The sequence below is a fragment of the Pseudomonas sp. PvP001 genome (assembly GCF_040546375.1).
GTDB lineage: Bacteria > Pseudomonadota > Gammaproteobacteria > Pseudomonadales > Pseudomonadaceae > Aquipseudomonas > Aquipseudomonas coleopterorum.
The window spans coordinates 851,376-869,081 of record NZ_JBEPNQ010000001.1 but is presented as its reverse complement, the minus strand read 5'-3'; the positions used below and the strand labels follow the sequence as shown (position 1 = coordinate 869,081).

The window sequence follows — 17,706 nt, the reverse complement described above, 5'->3', positions numbered from 1 at the left end:
AACCGCAGTCGCGGTTCGCAGCCAAGCCAGGTCGAGGCTTAGTTGATGCGCGGATGCTGTTCCACCAGGGACTTGCGCTTGGCTTCCAGCTCGGCGATCTGTGTGTCGATGTCTTCGATTTTCTGCTCGATGTTGTCGTGGTGTTCGACCAGCAGCTCACGGGCTTCCTCGATGTCCGACGCCGCCGGTGCCGCACCGCGCAGCGGGCGGTTGGCGGTTTCCTTCATGGTGATGGCGGTGACGAATCCGATCACGGCGAACACCATCAGGTAGTACGCGGGCATGTACAGGTCGTCGGTGCTTTCCACCAGCCAGGCGACCGCTGTCGGCGTCAGGCCGGCGATCAGTACCGAAACGTTGAAGGCGCTGGCCAGGGCGCTGTAGCGAATGTGCGTGGGGAACATCGCCGGCAGCGTCGAGGCCATGACGCCGATGAAGAAGTTCAGGACCACGGCCAGCATCAGCAGGCCGGCGAAGATCAGGCCGATCTTGCCGCTGTTGATCAGCATGAAGGCCGGAATGGCCAGGAAGAAGAGGCCGATACTGCCGAACAGAATGAAGGGCTTGCGGCCGAACTTGTCGCTGGCATAACCGATCGCCGGCTGCGCGAACAGCATGCCGACCATGATCGCGATGATGATCAGCACACCATGGCTTTCGCTGTAGTGCAGGTTGTGCGACAGGTAGCTGGGCATGTAGGTGAGTAGCATGTAGTAGGTGACGTTGGTCACCGCCACGATGCCGATGCAGGTCAGCAGGCTGCGCCAGTGCTTGGTCGCTACCTCTTTGAACGAGACCTTGGGGCCACCGGCCAGGCCTTCGCGGTCACCTTGTTCGAGTTTTTCGACGTGTTGCTGGAACGCCGGGGTTTCTTCCAGCGCGTGACGCAGGTACAGGCCGATCATGCCCAGCGGCAAGGCCAGGAAGAACGGCACGCGCCAGCCCCAGTCGAGGAACTTCTCTTCGCCGATCACAGCAGAAATCCCGACCACTACACCGGCGCCGAGCACGAAACCGGCTATCGAACCGAAGTCCAGCCAGCTGCCGAGGAAGCCGCGCTTGCGGTCCGGGGCGTACTCGGCGACGAAGATCGATGCGCCGGTGTACTCGCCGCCCACCGAGAAGCCCTGGGCCATCTTCGCCAGCAGCAAGAGGATCGGTGCCCAGATTCCGATGGAGTCGTAGGACGGAATCAAGCCGATCGCGAAGGTACTCAGCGACATGATCACGATGGTGGCGGCGAGAACTTTCTGCCGGCCGTATTTGTCGCCCAGTGCGCCGAAGAACAGGCCACCCAGGGGGCGAATCAGGAAAGGCACGGAGAAGGTAGCCAGGGCCGCGATCATCTGCACGCTGGGATCGGCACCCGGGAAGAACACCTTGCCCAGCGCGTAGGCCACGAAGCCGTAGACGCCGAAGTCGAACCATTCCATGGCGTTGCCAAGCGCGGCGGCGGTGATCGCCTTGCGCATCTTGACGTCGTCGACGATGGTGATGTCGTTCAACCCGATCGGGTTGACTTTTTTTCTACGAGATTTCATCGATGTTTCTCTTTGTGTCAAAGCGGCTTGTCCCCATGAGATACAAATTGACACCAAAAAATTCACTGGTGGCGGCGATTTAGTATCGCCGCAGCGGTCCGGTCGCCAGCCCGTCCACCGCTGCCGGTGATCGCCCGAGACGCACAGGTGAAAAAACCGGATAATGCGCGCCATTCGTTTTTGCTTGCATCAGGTGCTCCCCCATGGAAATCAAGGTCAATTTTCTCGACAACCTTCGACTTGAAGCCAAGTTCGACGATTTCACGGTGGTGGCCGACCAACCCATTCGCTACAAGGGCGACGGCTCGGCGCCGGGGCCTTTCGACTATTTCCTGGCGTCGTCGGCGTTGTGCGCGGCGTACTTCGTCAAGCTGTACTGCAACACGCGCAACATTCCCACCGACAACATTCGCCTGTCGCAGAACAACATCGTCGACCCGGAAAACCGCTACAACCAGATCTTCAAGATCCAGGTCGAGCTGCCCGCGGACATGTCAGCCAAGGACCGCCAGGGCATCCTGCGCTCCATCGATCGCTGCACCGTGAAGAAGGTGGTGCAGACCGGGCCGGACTTCATCATCGAAGAAGTCGACAACCTTGACGCCGATGCCCAGGCCCTGTTGATGCCGACCCAGCAGGCGGGCGCCAGCACCTATGTGCTGGGCAAGGACCTGCCGCTGGAGCAGACCATCGCCAACATGTCCGGCATCCTCGCCGGGCTGGGCATGAAGATCGAGATCGCCTCGTGGCGCAACATCGTGCCCAACGTCTGGTCCCTGCACATCCGCGATGCCTACTCGCCGATGTGCTTCACCAACGGCAAGGGGGCGACCAAGGAAAGCGCGCTGGCTTCGGCCCTGGGTGAATTCATCGAGCGCCTGAACTGCAACTTCTTCTACAACGACCAGTTCTGGGGCGAGGACATCGCCCAGGCCGACTTCGTCCATTACCCCGACGAGCGCTGGTTCCAGCCGGGCCGCAAGGATGCCTTGCCCAGCGAGATCCTCGATGCCCACTGCCTGGCCATCTACAACCCCGACGGTGAGCTGCGTGGCTCCCATCTGTACGACACCAACTCGGGCAACATCGAGCGCGGCATCTGCTCGCTGCCCTTCGTGCGTCAGTCGGATGGCGAGACGGTGTATTTCCCGTCCAACCTGATCGAGAACCTGTACCTGAGCAACGGCATGAGTGCCGGCAATACCCTGGCCGAGGCTCAGGTGCAGTGCCTGTCGGAGATTTTCGAACGGGCGGTCAAGCGCGAAATTCTCGAAGGCGAACTGGCGCTGCCCGACGTTCCGGCCGAGGTGCTGGCGCGCTATCCCGGCATCGTGGCAGGCATCCAGGGGCTGGAAGAGCAGGGCTTTCCGGTGCTGGTCAAGGACGCCTCCCTGGGCGGGCGCTTCCCGGTGATGTGCGTGACCTTGATGAACCCGCGAACCGGCGGCGTGTTCGCGTCGTTCGGCGCCCATCCAAGCCTGGAAGTGGCGCTGGAGCGCAGCCTCACCGAGCTGCTCCAGGGCCGCAGTTTCGAGGGGCTCAACGACTTGCCGCAACCGACCTTCGAAAGCCATGCCCTGATGGAGCCGAACAACTTCGTCGAGCACTTCATCGATTCCAGCGGCGTGGTGTCGTGGCGTTTCTTCAGTGCCAAGGCCGACTTCGCCTTTGCCGATTGGGACTTCACCGCTCAGGGCGACAACGCCAATGCCGAGGAAGCGGCGACGCTGTTCGCCATCCTCGACGGGATGGGCAAGCAGGTGTACATGGCGGTCTACGAGCACCTGGGCGCCAAGGCGTGCCGGATTCTGGTGCCGGGGTACTCGGAGATCTATCCGATCGAAGACTTGATCTGGGACAACACCAACAAGGCGCTGTTTTTCCGCGAAGACATTCTCAATCTGCATCGTCTGGATGACGATGCACTGGGCGATCTGTTGCAACGCCTGGAGGAATCGGAGCTGGACGACTACACCGATATCCGCACCTTGATCGGCATCGAGTTCGACGAGAACACGGTGTGGGGGCAGTTGACCATTCTGGAGTTGAAGGTGCTGATCCAACTGGTGCTGGAGCGCTTCGACGACGCCAAGGAGCTGGTCGAGATGTTCCTGCAGTACAACGCCAATACCCTGGACCGTGTGCTGTTTTTCCAGGCCTTGAACGTGGTGCTCGAGGTTGAACTGGACAGCGATCTGGACATGGCCGATTACGAGGTCAATTTCCGCCGCATGTTCGGCGATGCGCGGATGGATGCAGCGCTGGGCTCGGTGGACGGCAGCGTGCGCTTCCATGGCCTGACGCCCACGAGCATGAAGCTCGAAGGCCTGGATCGTCATCTGCGCCTGATCGACAGCTACAAGAAACTCCACAGCGCCCGCGCCCAGTCCTGACCCACCGCGTACACCGCCGACGCGGCTTGCACCGCTGCTACACGGGTGGTGCAAGCCGGATCTGCCCCCTGCCTGCACCGCCGACGCGGCATGCACGGCCCCTGTAGCAGCGGCGCAAGCCGCGTCCGGGAACGCCGCGTTCACCCTGACCGACCGCGTGTACCGCCGACGCGGCTTGCACCGCTGCTACACGGGTGGCGCAAGCCGGATTTGCCCCCTGTCTGCACCGCCAACGCGGCATGCACGGTCTCTGTAGCAGCGGCGCAAGCCGTGTCCGGGAACGCCACGTTCATCCTGATCCACCACGTACACCGCCGACGCGGCTTGCACCGCTGCTACACGGGTGGTGCAAGCCGGAGCTGCCCCCTGTCTGCACCGCCAACGCGGCATGCACGGTCCCTGTAGCAGCGGCGCAAGCCGCGTCCGGGAACGCCGCGTTCACCCTGACCGACCGCGTGTACCGCCGACGCGGCTTGCACCGCTGCTACACGGGTGGCGCAAGCCGGATTTGCCCAGATCCGCTGCCTGCACCGCCGACGCGGCATGCACGGTCCCTGTAGCAGCGGCGCAAGCCGCGTCCGGGAACGCCGCGTTCACCCTGACCGACCGCGTGTACCGCCGACGCGGCTTGCACCGCTGCTACACGGGTGGTGCAAGCCGTATTTGCCCCCTGCCTGCACCGCCGACGCGGCATGCACGGCCCCTGTAGCAGCGGCGCAAGCCGCGTCCCGGCAGCACCACCGTGCTCAAAGCGGAGCGCTCAGGTATCGCTCCACCAACCGCTTTATCGAACCGTCGCGATGCAGGGTCTGCACCGCGTCGCGCAGACTGCGCACCATCTGCGGCGAACAGCTCTTCGAACAGGCCAGATACAAGTCCGTGGTCATCAACGCCGGGCTCATCAGCAACGGCCGCTCGGACACCTGACGCCAGATGTACTGCGACTCCGGCACCCCATTGAACCAGGCATCGACACGTCCCAGCAGCAGCATCTGCGCCGGATTTTCCCCGATGCGCAACGGATAGATCTGCGAAGCGTCGAACCCCTCGTCCTGCAACTTGCGTTCCTGCGCACTGCCCAGGCCCACCGCGATCCGGTGATAGGTGCGACGCGCCTGTTCGAAGCTGTCGACCCGCTTGTCGAGACTGAAAAAGGCTCGGTCCATGCTCATGATCGGCGCAATCCACGTATAGCTGGCCTCCCGGTCGGGGGTACGCGACAGCGGCACGATCAGCATGTCCTGCCCCTGCTGCACCGTCCGTTGTGCCCTGAGCCAAGGCAGTACATGGATATCCACGCGATAGCCTGCCAGCACCATCGCCTGGTGCGCGGCATCACCGACGATGCCCTGCAGGCCTGGTGCGCCGGCCATGCTCAGCGGCGGCGCCTCGGCCGTGTACAGATCGAAGGTGCGCGGCGTCGCGGCCCAGGCGGTCGTGTGGATGGCGCTGCACAGCAGCACGCCGCAGACCGACTTGAACAGCGACCCGCGCAAGCGGTTCAGATGATCCATTGCAACGATCCGACGGTATTCGGTGACGGGCACCAAGAGAGCCAGCATAGTCGCTAATCGCGTTATCTGCTCATGCGGGAACCGCACCACGCGCAGACCCTCCTATCTGACATCTACTCATGTATGAGGACACCCCTGGTGGAGACCAAGCAAAGCTGGTCGTTCGATTCAGCACAGATCGCGCAGGCAGAGCGCTTCAACATGACCCTGAGCCGCCTGCCGCGGTTCCGTATCCGCAATCGCGTCACCCCGATGCTGATTCAGACCCTGCTCCGTGCAGGGCAGTTGGCCAGCTCGCTCAAGCCCGTGCGCCATGGCGTGGCAATCGAAGAGCGCCTGCTGCGCCTGCCCGACGCCCGCCCGGTGAAGGTGCGCATCCTGCGGCCATCCCGGCCGCCCAAGGGTCTGGTGCTGGATTTCCACGGCGGCGGCTGGGTCATCGGCAATGCCCAGATGAACGATGACCTCAACATCGCCCTGGTGCAGGCCTGTGATGTTGCTGTCGTTTCGGTCGACTATCGCCTGGCTGTCTCGACGCCCCTGCAAGGCCTGCTCGACGACTGCCTGGTGGCCGCGCGCTGCGTGTTGGGCGATGGCTTTCCCGAGTTTGCCGACCTGCCGGTGATCGTCGTCGGCGAGTCCGCCGGTGGGCATCTGGCCGCCGCCACTCTGTTGCAGCTCAAACAATGGCCCGCGTTGCTGCAGCGCGTGTGCGGGGCGCTGTTGTATTACGGTGTCTTCGACCTGACCGGCACCCCCAGCGTGCGCAACGCCGGGCCCGACACGCTGGTGCTGGACGGTCCGGGCATGGTCGAGGCGTTGCGTCTGCTGACCCCGGACCTGGACGATCAGCAAAGACAGCAGCCGGTGGTATCCCCCCTGTACGGTGACCTGGACGGCCTGCCGCCCGCGCTGATGTTCGTCGGGGAGCTGGATCCGCTGCGCGACGACACCCTGTTGATGGCCGAACGCTGGGGCAAGGTGGCTCCGGTGGACCTGCGCCTGCTGCCGGTATCGCCCCACGGTTTCATCCACTTCCCCACGCCCATGGCCGACAGGGCTCTGGTCCACAGCCGTGAGTGGATCGTCCGGCTGCTGGCGGCACAGGTTGCGGCGGACCCTGCCGGGTTGAGTTGAAATACACGGGCGCGCTCGCCAGAATGCGCGCCCAATCAAGAGAACCGATCGCTCGTGAATCCGCTCAGCTTGTCCCATCGTCTGGAGCGCGTGGCCGCCCAGGTCCCCGTCGGCGCGCACCTGGCTGACATCGGTTCGGATCATGCCTACCTGCCCGTGGCGCTGGTGCTGCGTGGTGTCATCCCCCAGGCCGTTGCCGGTGAGGTCGCCCAGACGCCGTTTCTGGCGGCCCGGCGCAGCGTCCGCGAGAGCGGGGTGGAGCACTGCATCAGCGTGCGTCAGGCCGACGGGCTGGCGGCGATTCAAGCGTGCGATCGGATCACGGCGGTGAGCCTGTGCGGCATGGGCGGGGAAACCATCCGCGACATTCTGCAGGCGGGCAGGGCGCATTTGACCCGTGGCGAGCGATTGATCCTGCAGCCCAATGGCGGCGAATGCGATCTGCGCCAGTGGCTGATGGACAATGGTTATCGCATCCGGCATGAAGAAGTGCTGCGGGAAAACCGCTTCGACTACGAGATCATCGTGGCCGATCACGGCGAACCGGTGACCTACAGCCCCCAGGAGCTGTTTTTCGGACCCTTGCAGCTGCGCCAGCGTACTCCGGCGTTCCTGGCCAAATGGCAACGCCTGCTGCACCTCAAGCGCCGCACCCTCGAACGCCTGGCCTACGCTCGCCAAAGCGGACTCGACGGCAAACGCCTCGAGCTCGCCCAACACATCCAATGGATCGAATCCCTCAATCCGCTGTAGCAGCGGTGCAAGCCGCGTCACTGCGCACGCGGTGTGTCAGTTGCCCTGCGGCGGTCCCGGACGCGGCTCGCGCCGCTGTTACAGGGAAATGCGTCAGATTCACCACGGTATGGGCTGGCCATCCCAGGCCCAGAAGCTGCCGGATTGCGCCGGTCCGTGCTGGCCGATCAATTCGAGCAGGCAACGGGCGGCGAAATTGGGGTCGAACAATTTGCCCGCCGGGACGTTGGCCTGGAAGGGCTGCGAGAGCCGGGTGTCGGTGGTGCCAGGGTGCAAAGCCAATACCGTGGCCGCGGGGTTCAAACGCTTGAGCTCGATGCTGGCCGTGCGCAACAGCTGGTTGAGCGCCGCCTTGCTGGCGCGATAGCTGTACCAGCCACCCAGGCGGTTGTCGCCGATCGAACCGACTCTGGCCGACAGCGCGGCGAAGGTGGCGGGCTGTTTGCGCAGCAGGGGCAGCAGATGCTTGAGCAGCAGGACCGGGGCAAAGGCATTGGTGGCGAAGCTGGCCTGCAGGCTGCTCAGATCCAGCTGGGCCAGCCCTTTTTCCGGCCGCGCGCCGTCCTGATGCAGAATGCCCAGCGTGCTGATCACCAGATGCAGATGAGCGCAATCGGCCGCCACCGCATCGGCCAGCCGCTGCAGGGCCTGTTCATCTCGGGCATCGCAATCGAGGTTGACCAGACGAGGCCCATGGCGCTCAGCCAACGCCGCCAGCTCGGCGCTGGTCGTGGCCTGCCGGGAAACCGCAAACACCTGGGCGACATCTTCACGCTGCAACAACTGCTCGCACAACGCCAGGCCGATGCCTTGGCTGGCGCCACAGATCAGCGCAGACGCACTGCCGGATAGATCGGGTATCAACGCCATGGTCCACCGCCCTGCCAGAAGATCGTACCGATAGGACCGAGAACTACCCTCAAACGTTCTCCAGCGGCAATTGCCAGCTCTTGCACGGCGTGCCATGGTGCCCACCTTTTTTTAGGAGAGACGCCATGGCCGCCACTATCCATATCGCTGCCGCACTGCTGCTCAACGAGCAAGGGCAAACGTTGCTGGTGCGCAAGCGCAACACGCGCGCCTTCATGCAGCCAGGCGGCAAGATCGAATCCGGCGAGCAGCCTGCCCAGGCATTGGTTCGTGAGTTGGAGGAGGAGTTGGGCATCGCGGTGGATCCCGCCGAAGCCAGATTTCTGGGTACCTACACAGCCGTGGCCGCCAACGAGCCCGGCCATGAAGTGCATTGCGAGCTTTTTCAAGTACGCATCAAGGCCCAGGTCAGCCCCGCTGCGGAAATCGAAGAAGCGCTGTGGGTCGATGCCACAACGGTGGCCAAGCTCGACCTGGCGCCGCTGACGCGCGACCAGATTTTGCCGCTGCATTTCCTCTGAAGCGCAGGCCCGATCCGCTTCAGGCCTGATCGACAGCGGGACTTGCGCTTTCGGCCTCAAGCGCCAGCTTCGCCCGGTCCGCCTTGCTGATGTAACGGTCCTTGCTCTGCGGCGCCAACTTGGCGCTGGCCTTCTTGGCATGTGCTTGCAACAGCTGTTTGATCTTCTTGCGACGATTCATGGCGTGGCCCAGGGGAGAAGTGGGTCGATGATACCAGTACGGCCCATCGACCCGCTCGCGGCTGCCGATCAGAAGGTGTACTTGGCCGTCAGCATCAGGTTGCGCGGGTTGCCGTAGCTGTCGCCGCCATAGCTGGTCGAGGTGGCGATGGCGTTGTAGTACTTGCGGTCGAACACGTTGTTGGCGTTGACCTGCAGGTCCAGGTTGCGGCTCACCTGATAGCCGGCCATCAGGTCGGTGACGGCATAGCTGCCCTGTTCCAGGCGGTAGCTGCCGCCATCGGCCAGGTCGACGTCGTTGTACAGGCGGCTCTGCCAGGACAGGGTACCGCCCACGCGCAGTTTCTCCAGCGGGCCCTGGAAGCGGTAGGTGGTGGTGACCTTGAACAGGTGCTCGGGAATGTCGGTGTCGTAGCGCTGGTTTTCGTTCTGTGGGTTGGCGCTGTCCTTGAGCGTGTGCACCCGCGCGTAGGTGTAGCCACCGCCCACCTGCCAGTTCTCGGTCAGCGCCCCCTGCAGCTCGAAGTCGATGCCCTGGCTGCGCACTTCGCCCGACGCTTCGTAGCAACTGAGCTGCGGGCAGTTCTCGACGAAGATCTGCACCGCGCGGTTTTCCTGATCGACCCGGAACAGCGCCAGGCTGGCATTCAGAGCGCCATCGAAATACTCGCCCTTGATGCCGATCTCGTAGTTCTTGCCCTGAATCGGCCGCACCGGCGTGCCGCTGGTGTCCTGGGCGCTTTGCGGGGTAAAGATGTCGCTGTAGCTGGCATACAGCGAATGGTGGTCGTCCAGATCAAAGATCAGCCCGGCGTAGCGGGTGACATTGCGGGTGACCTTGTAGTCGCCTTCGCCATCGCGGTTGTCATAGTCGTACCAGTCCAGGCGGCCACCGAGAATCAGCTTCAGCGGGTCGGCCAGGCTCAGGCGTGTGGTCATGTACAGGCCATCCTGGGTGGTGACTTCGCGGTCGTTGTCGGTATGGGTGAAGTTCGGCTTGCCGGCGTTGATCGGCCAGTTGGTGTCGTAGGGATCGTAGTTGTGCGTGGTCATGTCGTAGATGCGCCTGCTGGCGCCGACCACCAGTTCGTGAGTGCGTCCGAACGCCTGGAACGGCCCGCTGACGAAGGCATCAAGGCCAGCCTGATTTTCATCGTGTGCCGACTGGTACACGGTACGTGCCAGGGTATTTTCGAACCAGCGCGATTGATAAGAGCCCGAGAACAAGCCGTTCTGCTCGGCATAGTTGGCGTTGACCTGCAGCTTCCAGTCGTTGGCCAGGCGCTGGCGCACTTCAGCGAACACGGTGTTGATTTCCTGGTCCTTGTTCTCCCATTTGGTGCCCGGATTGTACGAGCGGGGCAGGTCCAGATGATGGCCGTTCTGGCCGATCATCGACGAACCCCAGAAATAGTTGGTCTTGTCCTTCTGGTGAGAGAAACCCACGGTCAACAAGGTGTCTTCCCTCAGGTCCGCTTCAGTCACCGCGTAGAACAGGCCGTGATCCTCTTCCACATCATCGATGAAGCTGTTGGCGTCGCGGTAGGATGCCACCACGCGACCGCGCAGCGTGCCCGCCTGATTGAGCGGACTGGAAGCGTCGATTTCGCCACGGTAGTCGTCGTGGCTGCCAGCGGCGCCGGTCAGGGTGACCTTCTGCTCGGCGAGCGGGCGTTTGCGCACCAAGTTGATGGCCGCCGAGGGGTTGCCGGCACCGGTGACCAGGCCCGTCGCACCACGCACGACCTCGACCCGATCGAACATCGCCAGGTTGGGCTGGGCGCCGATGGTGACGCCCGAGTAGCCGCTGGGGATGCCGTCGTACATCAGGTTGTCGATGTCGAAACCGCGTGCCGTATAGGCCTGGCGACCGGGACCGTTGGCATAGCTGAGGAACAGGCCAGGGGTGGCACGCACCGCATCGTTGATGCTGGTCATGGCCTGGTCGTCCATGCGCTGACGGGTGATCACGGTCACCGCCTGGGGCGTTTCACGCAGGCTCAGCGGCAGTTTGGTAGCCGTCGCCATGCTGCCGGTGGTGTAGGACTGGGAACCCTCGGTGTAGCTGCCCAGCTGGAATGCGTTCGAGGTGATCTCGCTGGCACCCAGTTCGATGACTCCAGGCGCCGCCTGCTGCTGGCTTGCGGTGCTGTCGTCGGCCAGGGCCGGCGTAATCGTTGCCATGCAGATGGCCAGGGCCAGCAGGTTTTGCGGAGGGTAGGGGAGCGGCGAACGGGATATGCGAGACATGCAAAGCTTCCTGGCTAGACAAGATAATGCGAATCGTTTGCACTATTGTGTCAGAAATTTCCTACGCGCGTCGTCCACCCTGGTAAAAATGTCCTGCAACCGCGTCACTGCGAATGCAGTGCCTCATCCCCTCCTCGTCACGGGGAACGCGATCCGTTGTAGCAGCGGCGCGAGCCGCGTCACGGTGCATACGGTGGATCGGTTTCCTTGCGGCGTCCCCGCACTCGGCCACTACACCGATGGTCGCAGCAAGGGGGAATGGCGGCCGCGCGTCACCCATATGTCACATTTCATGTCTAGCTTCGAGGATCACACCCCGGGCGCGCCGGCCATCCTCCCTACCGCAAAGAGCCGCCATGGAAATCGATATCTTCAAAGACCTGCTGGTCCCTGTCATCGGTGGCCTGGGCATTTTCATGCTCGGGCTGGAATTCATGTCCGACGGCATCAACAACCTGGCGGCCAACCGCATGCGCGCCTGGCTGGCCAAGCTGGCCGGCACGCCCGCCAAGGGCCTGGCCGCCGGAACCGTGATCACCGGCGTGCTGCAATCCAGCACGGCCATGACCGTCATGACGGTCGGGCTGGTCAACGCCGGCGTGGTCGGGCTGCGGCCGGCCATCAGCGTGATCATGGGTGCCAACATCGGCACCACCCTGGGCAACGGCTTGATCGCCATGCCGCTGGGGCCACTGGGACTGATCTTCGCCGGGCTGTTCGCCCTGGTCTATGTCTTCAGCAAGAACGAAAAGACCCGTCATCTCGCCATTGCCATCATCGGTTTCTCGTTGATCTTCTACGGCCTGAACCTGTTGACCGGCGGGCTCAAGCCCCTGCGCGACCTGCCGGAAGTGATGTCGGTCATCTCCGGATTGCGCGCCGACAGCTACACCGGCCTGGCGATCTGCGTGCTGACCGCCGCCGGCATCACTGCCATGATCCATTCCTCGTCGGCCACCATCGGCATCGTCATGGGCCTGGGGGCAGCCGGCATTCTGGATTGGCAGACGGCGGTGGCGTTCTCCCTGGGCGCCGACCTGGGCACCACCGTCACCTCATGGCTGGCCTCGCTCAACCTGTCGAAGAACGCCAAGCGCGCGGCCTATGCCCATATCGCCTTCAACTTCATCGGCGTTGCCGTGATGTTTCCGCTGTTCTTTGTGTCCATGGACATCCTGCAAGGGACCATGGGCCTGTTCGGCATGGACGTGACCCGTACCAGTACGGTCGATGGCAAGGAAAGCTTCCCGATGGTGCCCGTGGCGGTGGGGCTTTACTCCATCGGCTTCAACATCTTCAACACGGCGTTGATGTTTCCCTTCATCGGCGTGTTCGAGCGCGTGCTCTCGCGCATCGGCGCCAGCCGCAGCGACGCGGAGGACTATGCCGTACCGCGTCATCTCGACCGTGCCGCGCTGGCCAACGTCAACACCGGCGTGGCCGCCGTCAGCCAGGAACTGACCCGCTACAGCCAGGCCATGGGCCTGCTGCTGGACGCAGCGCGCGGCCAATCCCAGGCGCTGAAGAACGCCGCGGAACATGAGCATGCGCTGGACACCCTGAGCCAGGAAATTCGCGGTTACACCGCGCAGATGTTCAAGAACGATGTCACGGCGCGGCAAACCAATCTGCTCGCCAGCCTCATCGAGGAAGAAGACTTCAGCGCAAGCCTGACCCGAACCCTGTCGCAGATCGCCCGCCGCATCGAGCGCCAGGTGTTCTGCGCCAATGCGCGGAAAATCGTCGACGCTATTCTCGATATCGTCGAGCCGGCCGTGCGCAAGGGGCCACAGGGCGCCTACCTGCCGAACGCCCACGCCAGGGACCTGCTGGGCCTGCGCGAGCGCTGCCTGCAGCCCGAGCAGAAACTGGGCTGGGACGAACGCGGCGCCATCCTGGCGTTGCTGGGCAGTGCCGAGCGTGCGCTGAATCTGGTTCAGCGCATCGCCGAGGAACGTCTTTCGGTGTCACGAGAACTGGATCAGACCGACCCAGCGTCGGCGGCCGACCATGCCCCCTCCGGCGTATTGGCCAAGCCGCTGTAGGCTAGGTTGGTCTCAGCGTGCTGCGGCGGCGGGCGCGGTGGCGTTGTACCAGGGCCGCAGCAGACTGAGCAGGCCCAGCAGCGCCATTCCGGCGCCCAGCCACAATGGGGCGCGCAGCCCCAGACCGGCATCGATCACCGCACCACCGGCCCAACTGCCCAGGGCCAGCCCGGCGGTGATCACCGAGGTGTGCAGGGTGTTGACCAGCGCGCCGGGCTCGGCGGCCTTCATCACCCGCGCGACCATGGCCGGGTTCAGCGCGACCCCGGTCAGGCCAACGGTGAGGAAGCAGGCCAGGTTCAGCCAGAACACCTGACCGGCGAGGGCGAATCCGCCCAGCGCCAGCACCAGCAAGGCCAAGCCCCAACCCAGGGCGGCGAAGGTATGCCGATCGGCGATCCGGCCCACCACCATGTTGCCCAGCACGTTGGCCACGCCGTACAGCGCCAGCAACGGCGCCACCTGGGCGGGAGCCACGCCGACTTCCTCGATCAGGATCGGCGTGCAATAACTGAACGCAGCGAAGGTCGCGCCGATGATCAGGCCGCTGGTGATGTAGGCACCCCACAGGCTGCGGTTCTTCAGGCTGATCCACTGGCTGCCCAGCGACGGCTCGTCGCCGGCCTCGGCGCGCGGCAGGCGCGTGGCGACCAGCACCGTGCACAGCGAGGCCAGCGCCACCACCAGCCAGGCACTGGCCCGCCAGCCATAGTGATGTTCGACCCAGGCGGTCGCCGGCACGCCGGCCACGGGCGAAAGCATCAGCCCGGCCAGCACCACCGAAATGGCCCGGCCGCGGTCCTGCAGGCTGACCAGCCCGGCGCACAGGGTCATGCACAGGCCGATGCAGGCGGCGCTGGACACGCCCATGACGATGCGTGCCACGGCCAGCACCGTATAGGTCGGCGCCGCGGCGGCCAGCGCGCCGGCCAGCACGTACACCGCCAGCAGCCCGACCAGCGCGCGCTGGTTGCTGATGCCGCGCGACAGCAACAGCACCGTGACCGGTGGTCCGCCCAGGGCCATGCCCAGCGCATACAGGGCAATCAGGTTGCCGACCTGGGCCAGGCTCACGGAAAACGCAGCGGCCAGCGCCGGCATCATCCCGGCCACCATGAACTCGGCGGTCACCAGCGAGAAAATCGTCAACCCCAACAGGTAGACGGTCGGCGGAAGCTTGGAACGGGTGGTCATGAGCATCTCGGACAAAAATGAAGCTGGCTACCCTAGGGATTGTTGAACGAATGGTCAAATAACCAAGGGCGCTCTGTTCATGTCGGCGACGACCGGCCTTGCCCCTTGCATCCCACGTCCGGCGAAGCGATGCTCGGTGTCTTCCCCTCAAGAGCGTGCTGTCATGCCCTGCGTAACGCAAAGCCCCGCCGAATTGGCCATGGATGAAACCTTCTGGACGGACGTTGCTGCACGCTACCCACGCGACGACGGACCGATCAACCTCGACGGCGGCTATTTCGGTCGCATGAGCGAAGGCGTGGTGAGCGCCTATGAAGACGCGATCCGTCATGTCAACCGCAGCAACTCGGTGCACGTGCGCCAGCACTTCGACAAGCATGAGGCCGACGCCATCCGCCAGCAGCTCGCCGAGCTGATGGGCGTGCCCGCAGGTGAGCTGGCCTTCGCCCGCAGCGCATCCGAAGCCCTGTATTCGCTGATACGCAACTACACGCGTCTGCAGCCGGGCGATCAGGTGTTGATCAGCGACCTGGACTACGGCTCGGTGCAGGGTGCCTTCGACTGGCTGCAGCAGGCCCGCGGTGTCGAGCTGGTACGTCTGGTCCACGAGCACCCCGCCAGCTACGAGGCTTTGCTCCAGACCTACCGCCAGGCCTTCGCCACCCATCCGCGGCTCAAGCTCATGGCGTTGACCCACGTCACCCACCGTACCGGGCTGGTCATGCCGGTCAAGGCCATTGCCGCCGAGGCCCGTACCCACGGCATCGACGTGATTCTGGACGGCGCCCATTCGCTCGGTCAGATGGAGGTCGATCTGCACGACCTGGGCATCGAGCTGGCGGGCTTCAACCTGCAGAAATGGATCGGCGCGCCGCTCAGCCTGGGGGTCATTCACGTTCGCCGCGAACGCCTGGCCGATTTCTCGCCGGACATGGGCAACCCCAGCTATCCAGCCGACGACATTCGCTGCCTGAGCCCCTACGGCACCCCCAACGTCCCCGCGTTGATGAGCCTGCCCACGGTGTTTGCCGAACACCAGGCGTTGGGCGGCTGGCCAGTGAAGGGCGCGCGCCTGCGTTACCTGCGTGACCTGTGGCTGGCGCCTGCGCGAAGGCTGCCGGGCATCGAAGTGCTCACGCCCGAAGACCCGCGCCTGTCCTGCTGCATCGCCTCGTTCCGTTTCCGCGACGTGCAGGACCAGCAGAGCAAGATCGACCAGCTCCTCGCCCAGTTCGATATCTTCACCGTCGCCCGTGACGGCTCGGCCTGCGGGCCCTGCATTCGGGTGACACCGGGGATCAACACGACGCCCGCCGACATGCACGCCCTGGTCGATGCCTTGACGGTGATGAGTCGCTGATCGGGAAGCAGGGGGGCAACAAACAACCGGCGCGCTGAACGCGCGCCGGTGGACAACACCTCGGGGCAGGGCGCCCCGAAGCCAGCCTCAACGGCTGGGCGTGACGCGCCAGATGGTGTTGGCCAGATCGTCGGCGATGATCAGCGCGCCGCGCGGATCGACCGTTACACCGACCGGACGGCCACGGGTCTTGCCATCGTCACCACGGAAGCCCGTGGCGAAATCGATGGGCTCGCCGGCGGGTTTGTTGCCGGCGAACGGCACGAAGATCACCTTGTAGCCCACGGGGTTGTCGCGGTTCCAGCTACCGTGCTCGCCAACGAAGGCGCCCTGGGCAAACTTCTCGCCCATGGCCGGGATCGAGAAGTCCACACCCAGTGCGGCGACGTGCGAGCCAAGGCTGTAATCGGGCTTGACCGCCGCCGCGACTTTTTCCGGATTCTGTGGCTGCGCACGGGGGTCGACGTTCTGGCCCCAATAGCTGTACGGCCAGCCATAGAACTGCCCTTCACGGACCGAGCTCAGGTAATCCGGCACCAAGTCCGGACCCAGCTCGTCACGTTCGTTGACCACGGCCCACAGCTGGCCGGTGCCCGGCTGGATGGTCAGCGCCGTCGGGTTGCGGATACCCGTTGCATAGGGCTTGTGCGCGCCGGTCTGGGCATCGATCTGCCAGACCATGGCGCGGTCGATTTCGACCTCCATGCCACGTTCGGTCACGTTGCTGTTGGAACCGATGCCCACGTATAGGTAGCGGCCGTCGTCACTGATGGCCAGCGACTTGGTCCAGTGGTGGTTGATCGCCGAGGGCAGGTCGGCCAGCTTGGTCGGTGCCGCGCTGGCCTTGGTCTGGCCGTCGGTGTAGTCGAAGCGCACCAGGGCATCCTGGTTGGCGACGTACAACTTGCCGTCGGCATAGGCCAGGCCGTAGGGCGCGTTGAGGTTTTCCGCGAACACGGTCTTCAGCTCGTAGGTGCCATCGCCGTCGGCGTCGCGCAGCAGAGTCAGGCGGTTGCCGCCCTTGACCTGGGTATTGCCCTTGGCCTTGATGTAGCTGGCGATCACGTCCTTGGGCTTGAGCTTGGCAGCGCTGCCGCCACGGCCTTCGGCCACCAGGATGTCACCGTTGGGCAGGACCAGGGTCTGGCGCGGAATCGCCAGGTCGGTGGCAATCGCGCTGATGGTATAGCCCTGTGGCACGGTCGGTTTGCTGTCGCCCCAGGCCACCGGCTCGGCGATCTTCATGCTCGGCAGCAGGCCGCGCTGCGCTTCCGGCAATTTGGGATCGGGCCCGCGGGCCTGGGTGCTGTCGGCTTCGCTGCCGCAACCGGCGAGTAGCAAGGCCACGCTGATGGCCGTCAAGGCGCCTGAATAGTTCATCGAACACCTCCGGAACGCAGATTGGTCAAGCCGACCCAGGCCGCGATCAGCGCCAGTGCCGTCACGATCACCGACAGGATCAGCCCCGAAGGCATGACTGCCCAGGCGTCCTTGGCATGTTCGAAGGCGTTGACCAGCCCCAGTACCCACGTCACCAGCAACAGCAGGAAGTACACGACTGGACGACCGCCCTTATGTTCCGCGCGGACCAGGTTGATGAGGGCGCACAGCAGCGCCAGGCCACAGAACACCAAGGCACCGGCGATCAGCCAGGCGGCGAAGTTGCTCCACTGGATCTGGTAGCTCTGGTAATAGGCGATATCGCTCAGCAGCCCGCCCAGAAAGAGCGGAACGGTACCGGCCAGGAAGATCGCATGCAGCGGACCTGGCCTGTGTCGATAGGCAAGTTGGGTAGTAGTGGTCACGACAATCCCTCATCAAAGGACAACATCGGCACGGATGCACCGGCGGGTCAGACGCGCTTATTGCGCATAGAGAGGATCGCCGCCGCCAACCGTTAGTTCACAAGCGTTCGTGTCGAAATATTATCGGGCGCCCCGAGACTCGC

Annotated in this window: 14 protein-coding genes; 6 read left to right on the top strand and 8 right to left on the bottom strand. The window is 64.1% G+C overall.

Going from position 1 to position 17,706, the window contains the following annotated elements; translation table 11 throughout:
- Positions 1–38: 38 nt before the first annotated feature.
- Positions 39–1,541 carry a glycine betaine/L-proline transporter ProP gene (gene proP, locus ABMD26_RS03960; protein ID WP_122741775.1) on the bottom strand — a complete coding sequence of 501 codons (1,503 nt, stop codon included), beginning with the start codon at positions 1,539–1,541 and terminating at the stop codon, positions 39–41.
- A 203-nt stretch (positions 1,542–1,744) separates the two neighbouring features.
- Here proP and ABMD26_RS03955 point away from each other — a divergent pair, with 203 nt between their 5' ends.
- On the top strand, positions 1,745–3,934 hold the full coding sequence (locus tag ABMD26_RS03955; protein WP_354308131.1) for an OsmC domain/YcaO domain-containing protein: 2,190 nt from the start codon (positions 1,745–1,747) through the stop codon (positions 3,932–3,934).
- 746 nt (positions 3,935–4,680) lie between these two features.
- On the opposite strand, the gene ABMD26_RS03950 is transcribed toward ABMD26_RS03955, so the two are convergent.
- Positions 4,681–5,448, bottom strand: coding sequence for a substrate-binding periplasmic protein (locus ABMD26_RS03950; protein WP_502948332.1), 768 nt, complete (start codon positions 5,446–5,448; stop codon positions 4,681–4,683).
- 138 nt (positions 5,449–5,586) lie between these two features.
- Here ABMD26_RS03950 and ABMD26_RS03945 point away from each other — a divergent pair, with 138 nt between their 5' ends.
- Positions 5,587–6,585: an alpha/beta hydrolase fold domain-containing protein gene (locus ABMD26_RS03945; protein ID WP_354308125.1), complete on the top strand. Its 999-nt coding sequence runs from the start codon at positions 5,587–5,589 to the stop codon at positions 6,583–6,585.
- Positions 6,586–6,639: 54 nt separating this feature from the next.
- Positions 6,640–7,338, top strand: coding sequence for a tRNA (adenine(22)-N(1))-methyltransferase (locus ABMD26_RS03940; protein WP_354308121.1), 699 nt, complete (start codon positions 6,640–6,642; stop codon positions 7,336–7,338).
- Positions 7,339–7,437: 99 nt separating this feature from the next.
- Here the strand turns inward: ABMD26_RS03940 and ABMD26_RS03935 are convergent, their stop codons facing one another.
- Positions 7,438–8,208, bottom strand: coding sequence for an SDR family NAD(P)-dependent oxidoreductase (locus tag ABMD26_RS03935; RefSeq protein ID WP_354308117.1), 771 nt, complete (start codon positions 8,206–8,208; stop codon positions 7,438–7,440).
- Positions 8,209–8,333: 125 nt separating this feature from the next.
- Between ABMD26_RS03935 and ABMD26_RS03930 the strand changes: the two genes are divergently transcribed.
- Positions 8,334–8,729 carry an NUDIX hydrolase gene (locus ABMD26_RS03930; RefSeq protein ID WP_354308113.1) on the top strand — a complete coding sequence of 132 codons (396 nt, stop codon included), beginning with the start codon at positions 8,334–8,336 and terminating at the stop codon, positions 8,727–8,729.
- A gap of 19 nt (positions 8,730–8,748) precedes the next feature.
- Here ABMD26_RS03930 and ABMD26_RS03925 read toward each other — a convergent pair whose 3' ends face one another.
- A complete protein-coding gene (locus ABMD26_RS03925; protein WP_282349772.1) occupies positions 8,749–8,910 on the bottom strand; it encodes a DUF2986 domain-containing protein in 162 nt (53 codons plus the stop codon).
- A gap of 68 nt (positions 8,911–8,978) precedes the next feature.
- Positions 8,979–11,159 (bottom strand): TonB-dependent siderophore receptor, encoded by a 2,181-nt coding sequence (locus tag ABMD26_RS03920; RefSeq protein WP_354308108.1) that lies wholly within the window; start codon positions 11,157–11,159, stop codon positions 8,979–8,981.
- A 356-nt stretch (positions 11,160–11,515) separates the two neighbouring features.
- Here ABMD26_RS03920 and ABMD26_RS03915 point away from each other — a divergent pair, with 356 nt between their 5' ends.
- Positions 11,516–13,204, top strand: coding sequence for a Na/Pi cotransporter family protein (locus ABMD26_RS03915; RefSeq protein ID WP_354308105.1), 1,689 nt, complete (start codon positions 11,516–11,518; stop codon positions 13,202–13,204).
- A gap of 12 nt (positions 13,205–13,216) precedes the next feature.
- Here ABMD26_RS03915 and ABMD26_RS03910 read toward each other — a convergent pair whose 3' ends face one another.
- Positions 13,217–14,398, bottom strand: a complete 1,182-nt coding sequence (locus ABMD26_RS03910; RefSeq protein ID WP_354308101.1) for an MFS transporter — start codon at positions 14,396–14,398, stop codon at positions 13,217–13,219.
- A gap of 163 nt (positions 14,399–14,561) precedes the next feature.
- Between ABMD26_RS03910 and ABMD26_RS03905 the strand changes: the two genes are divergently transcribed.
- Complete coding sequence (locus tag ABMD26_RS03905) at positions 14,562–15,758, top strand: aminotransferase class V-fold PLP-dependent enzyme (RefSeq protein WP_354308097.1); 1,197 nt, start codon at positions 14,562–14,564, stop codon at positions 15,756–15,758.
- Positions 15,759–15,845: 87 nt separating this feature from the next.
- Here the strand turns inward: ABMD26_RS03905 and ABMD26_RS03900 are convergent, their stop codons facing one another.
- Together ABMD26_RS03900 and ABMD26_RS03895 are read right to left on the bottom strand one after the other, a co-directional pair.
- Positions 15,846–17,138 (bottom strand): PQQ-dependent sugar dehydrogenase, encoded by a 1,293-nt coding sequence (locus tag ABMD26_RS03900; protein WP_049859034.1) that lies wholly within the window; start codon positions 17,136–17,138, stop codon positions 15,846–15,848.
- The gene (locus tag ABMD26_RS03895; RefSeq protein WP_049859035.1) at positions 17,135–17,563 is read right to left on the bottom strand and encodes a DUF2231 domain-containing protein; all 429 of its coding nucleotides are present in this window, start codon (positions 17,561–17,563) and stop codon (positions 17,135–17,137) included. Before ABMD26_RS03895 ends, ABMD26_RS03900 begins: the two co-directional genes overlap by 4 nt.
- Between the last annotated feature and the right edge of the window lie 143 nt (positions 17,564–17,706).

What these genes read in the sequence shown, in the direction of transcription:
- proP (WP_122741775.1), bottom strand. Translation starts at nt 1,541, where the DNA reads ATGAAATCTCGTAGAAAAAAAGTCAACCCGATCGGGTTGAACGACATC.
- ABMD26_RS03955 (WP_354308131.1), top strand. Translation starts at nt 1,745, where the DNA reads ATGGAAATCAAGGTCAATTTTCTCGACAACCTTCGACTTGAAGCCAAG.
- ABMD26_RS03950 (WP_502948332.1), bottom strand. Translation starts at nt 5,448, where the DNA reads ATGGATCATCTGAACCGCTTGCGCGGGTCGCTGTTCAAGTCGGTCTGC.
- ABMD26_RS03935 (WP_354308117.1), bottom strand. Translation starts at nt 8,208, where the DNA reads ATGGCGTTGATACCCGATCTATCCGGCAGTGCGTCTGCGCTGATCTGT.
- ABMD26_RS03930 (WP_354308113.1), top strand. Translation starts at nt 8,334, where the DNA reads ATGGCCGCCACTATCCATATCGCTGCCGCACTGCTGCTCAACGAGCAA.
- ABMD26_RS03925 (WP_282349772.1), bottom strand. Translation starts at nt 8,910, where the DNA reads ATGAATCGTCGCAAGAAGATCAAACAGCTGTTGCAAGCACATGCCAAG.
- ABMD26_RS03920 (WP_354308108.1), bottom strand. Translation starts at nt 11,159, where the DNA reads ATGTCTCGCATATCCCGTTCGCCGCTCCCCTACCCTCCGCAAAACCTG.
- ABMD26_RS03915 (WP_354308105.1), top strand. Translation starts at nt 11,516, where the DNA reads ATGGAAATCGATATCTTCAAAGACCTGCTGGTCCCTGTCATCGGTGGC.
- ABMD26_RS03910 (WP_354308101.1), bottom strand. Translation starts at nt 14,398, where the DNA reads ATGACCACCCGTTCCAAGCTTCCGCCGACCGTCTACCTGTTGGGGTTG.
- ABMD26_RS03905 (WP_354308097.1), top strand. Translation starts at nt 14,562, where the DNA reads ATGCCCTGCGTAACGCAAAGCCCCGCCGAATTGGCCATGGATGAAACC.
- ABMD26_RS03900 (WP_049859034.1), bottom strand. Translation starts at nt 17,138, where the DNA reads ATGAACTATTCAGGCGCCTTGACGGCCATCAGCGTGGCCTTGCTACTC.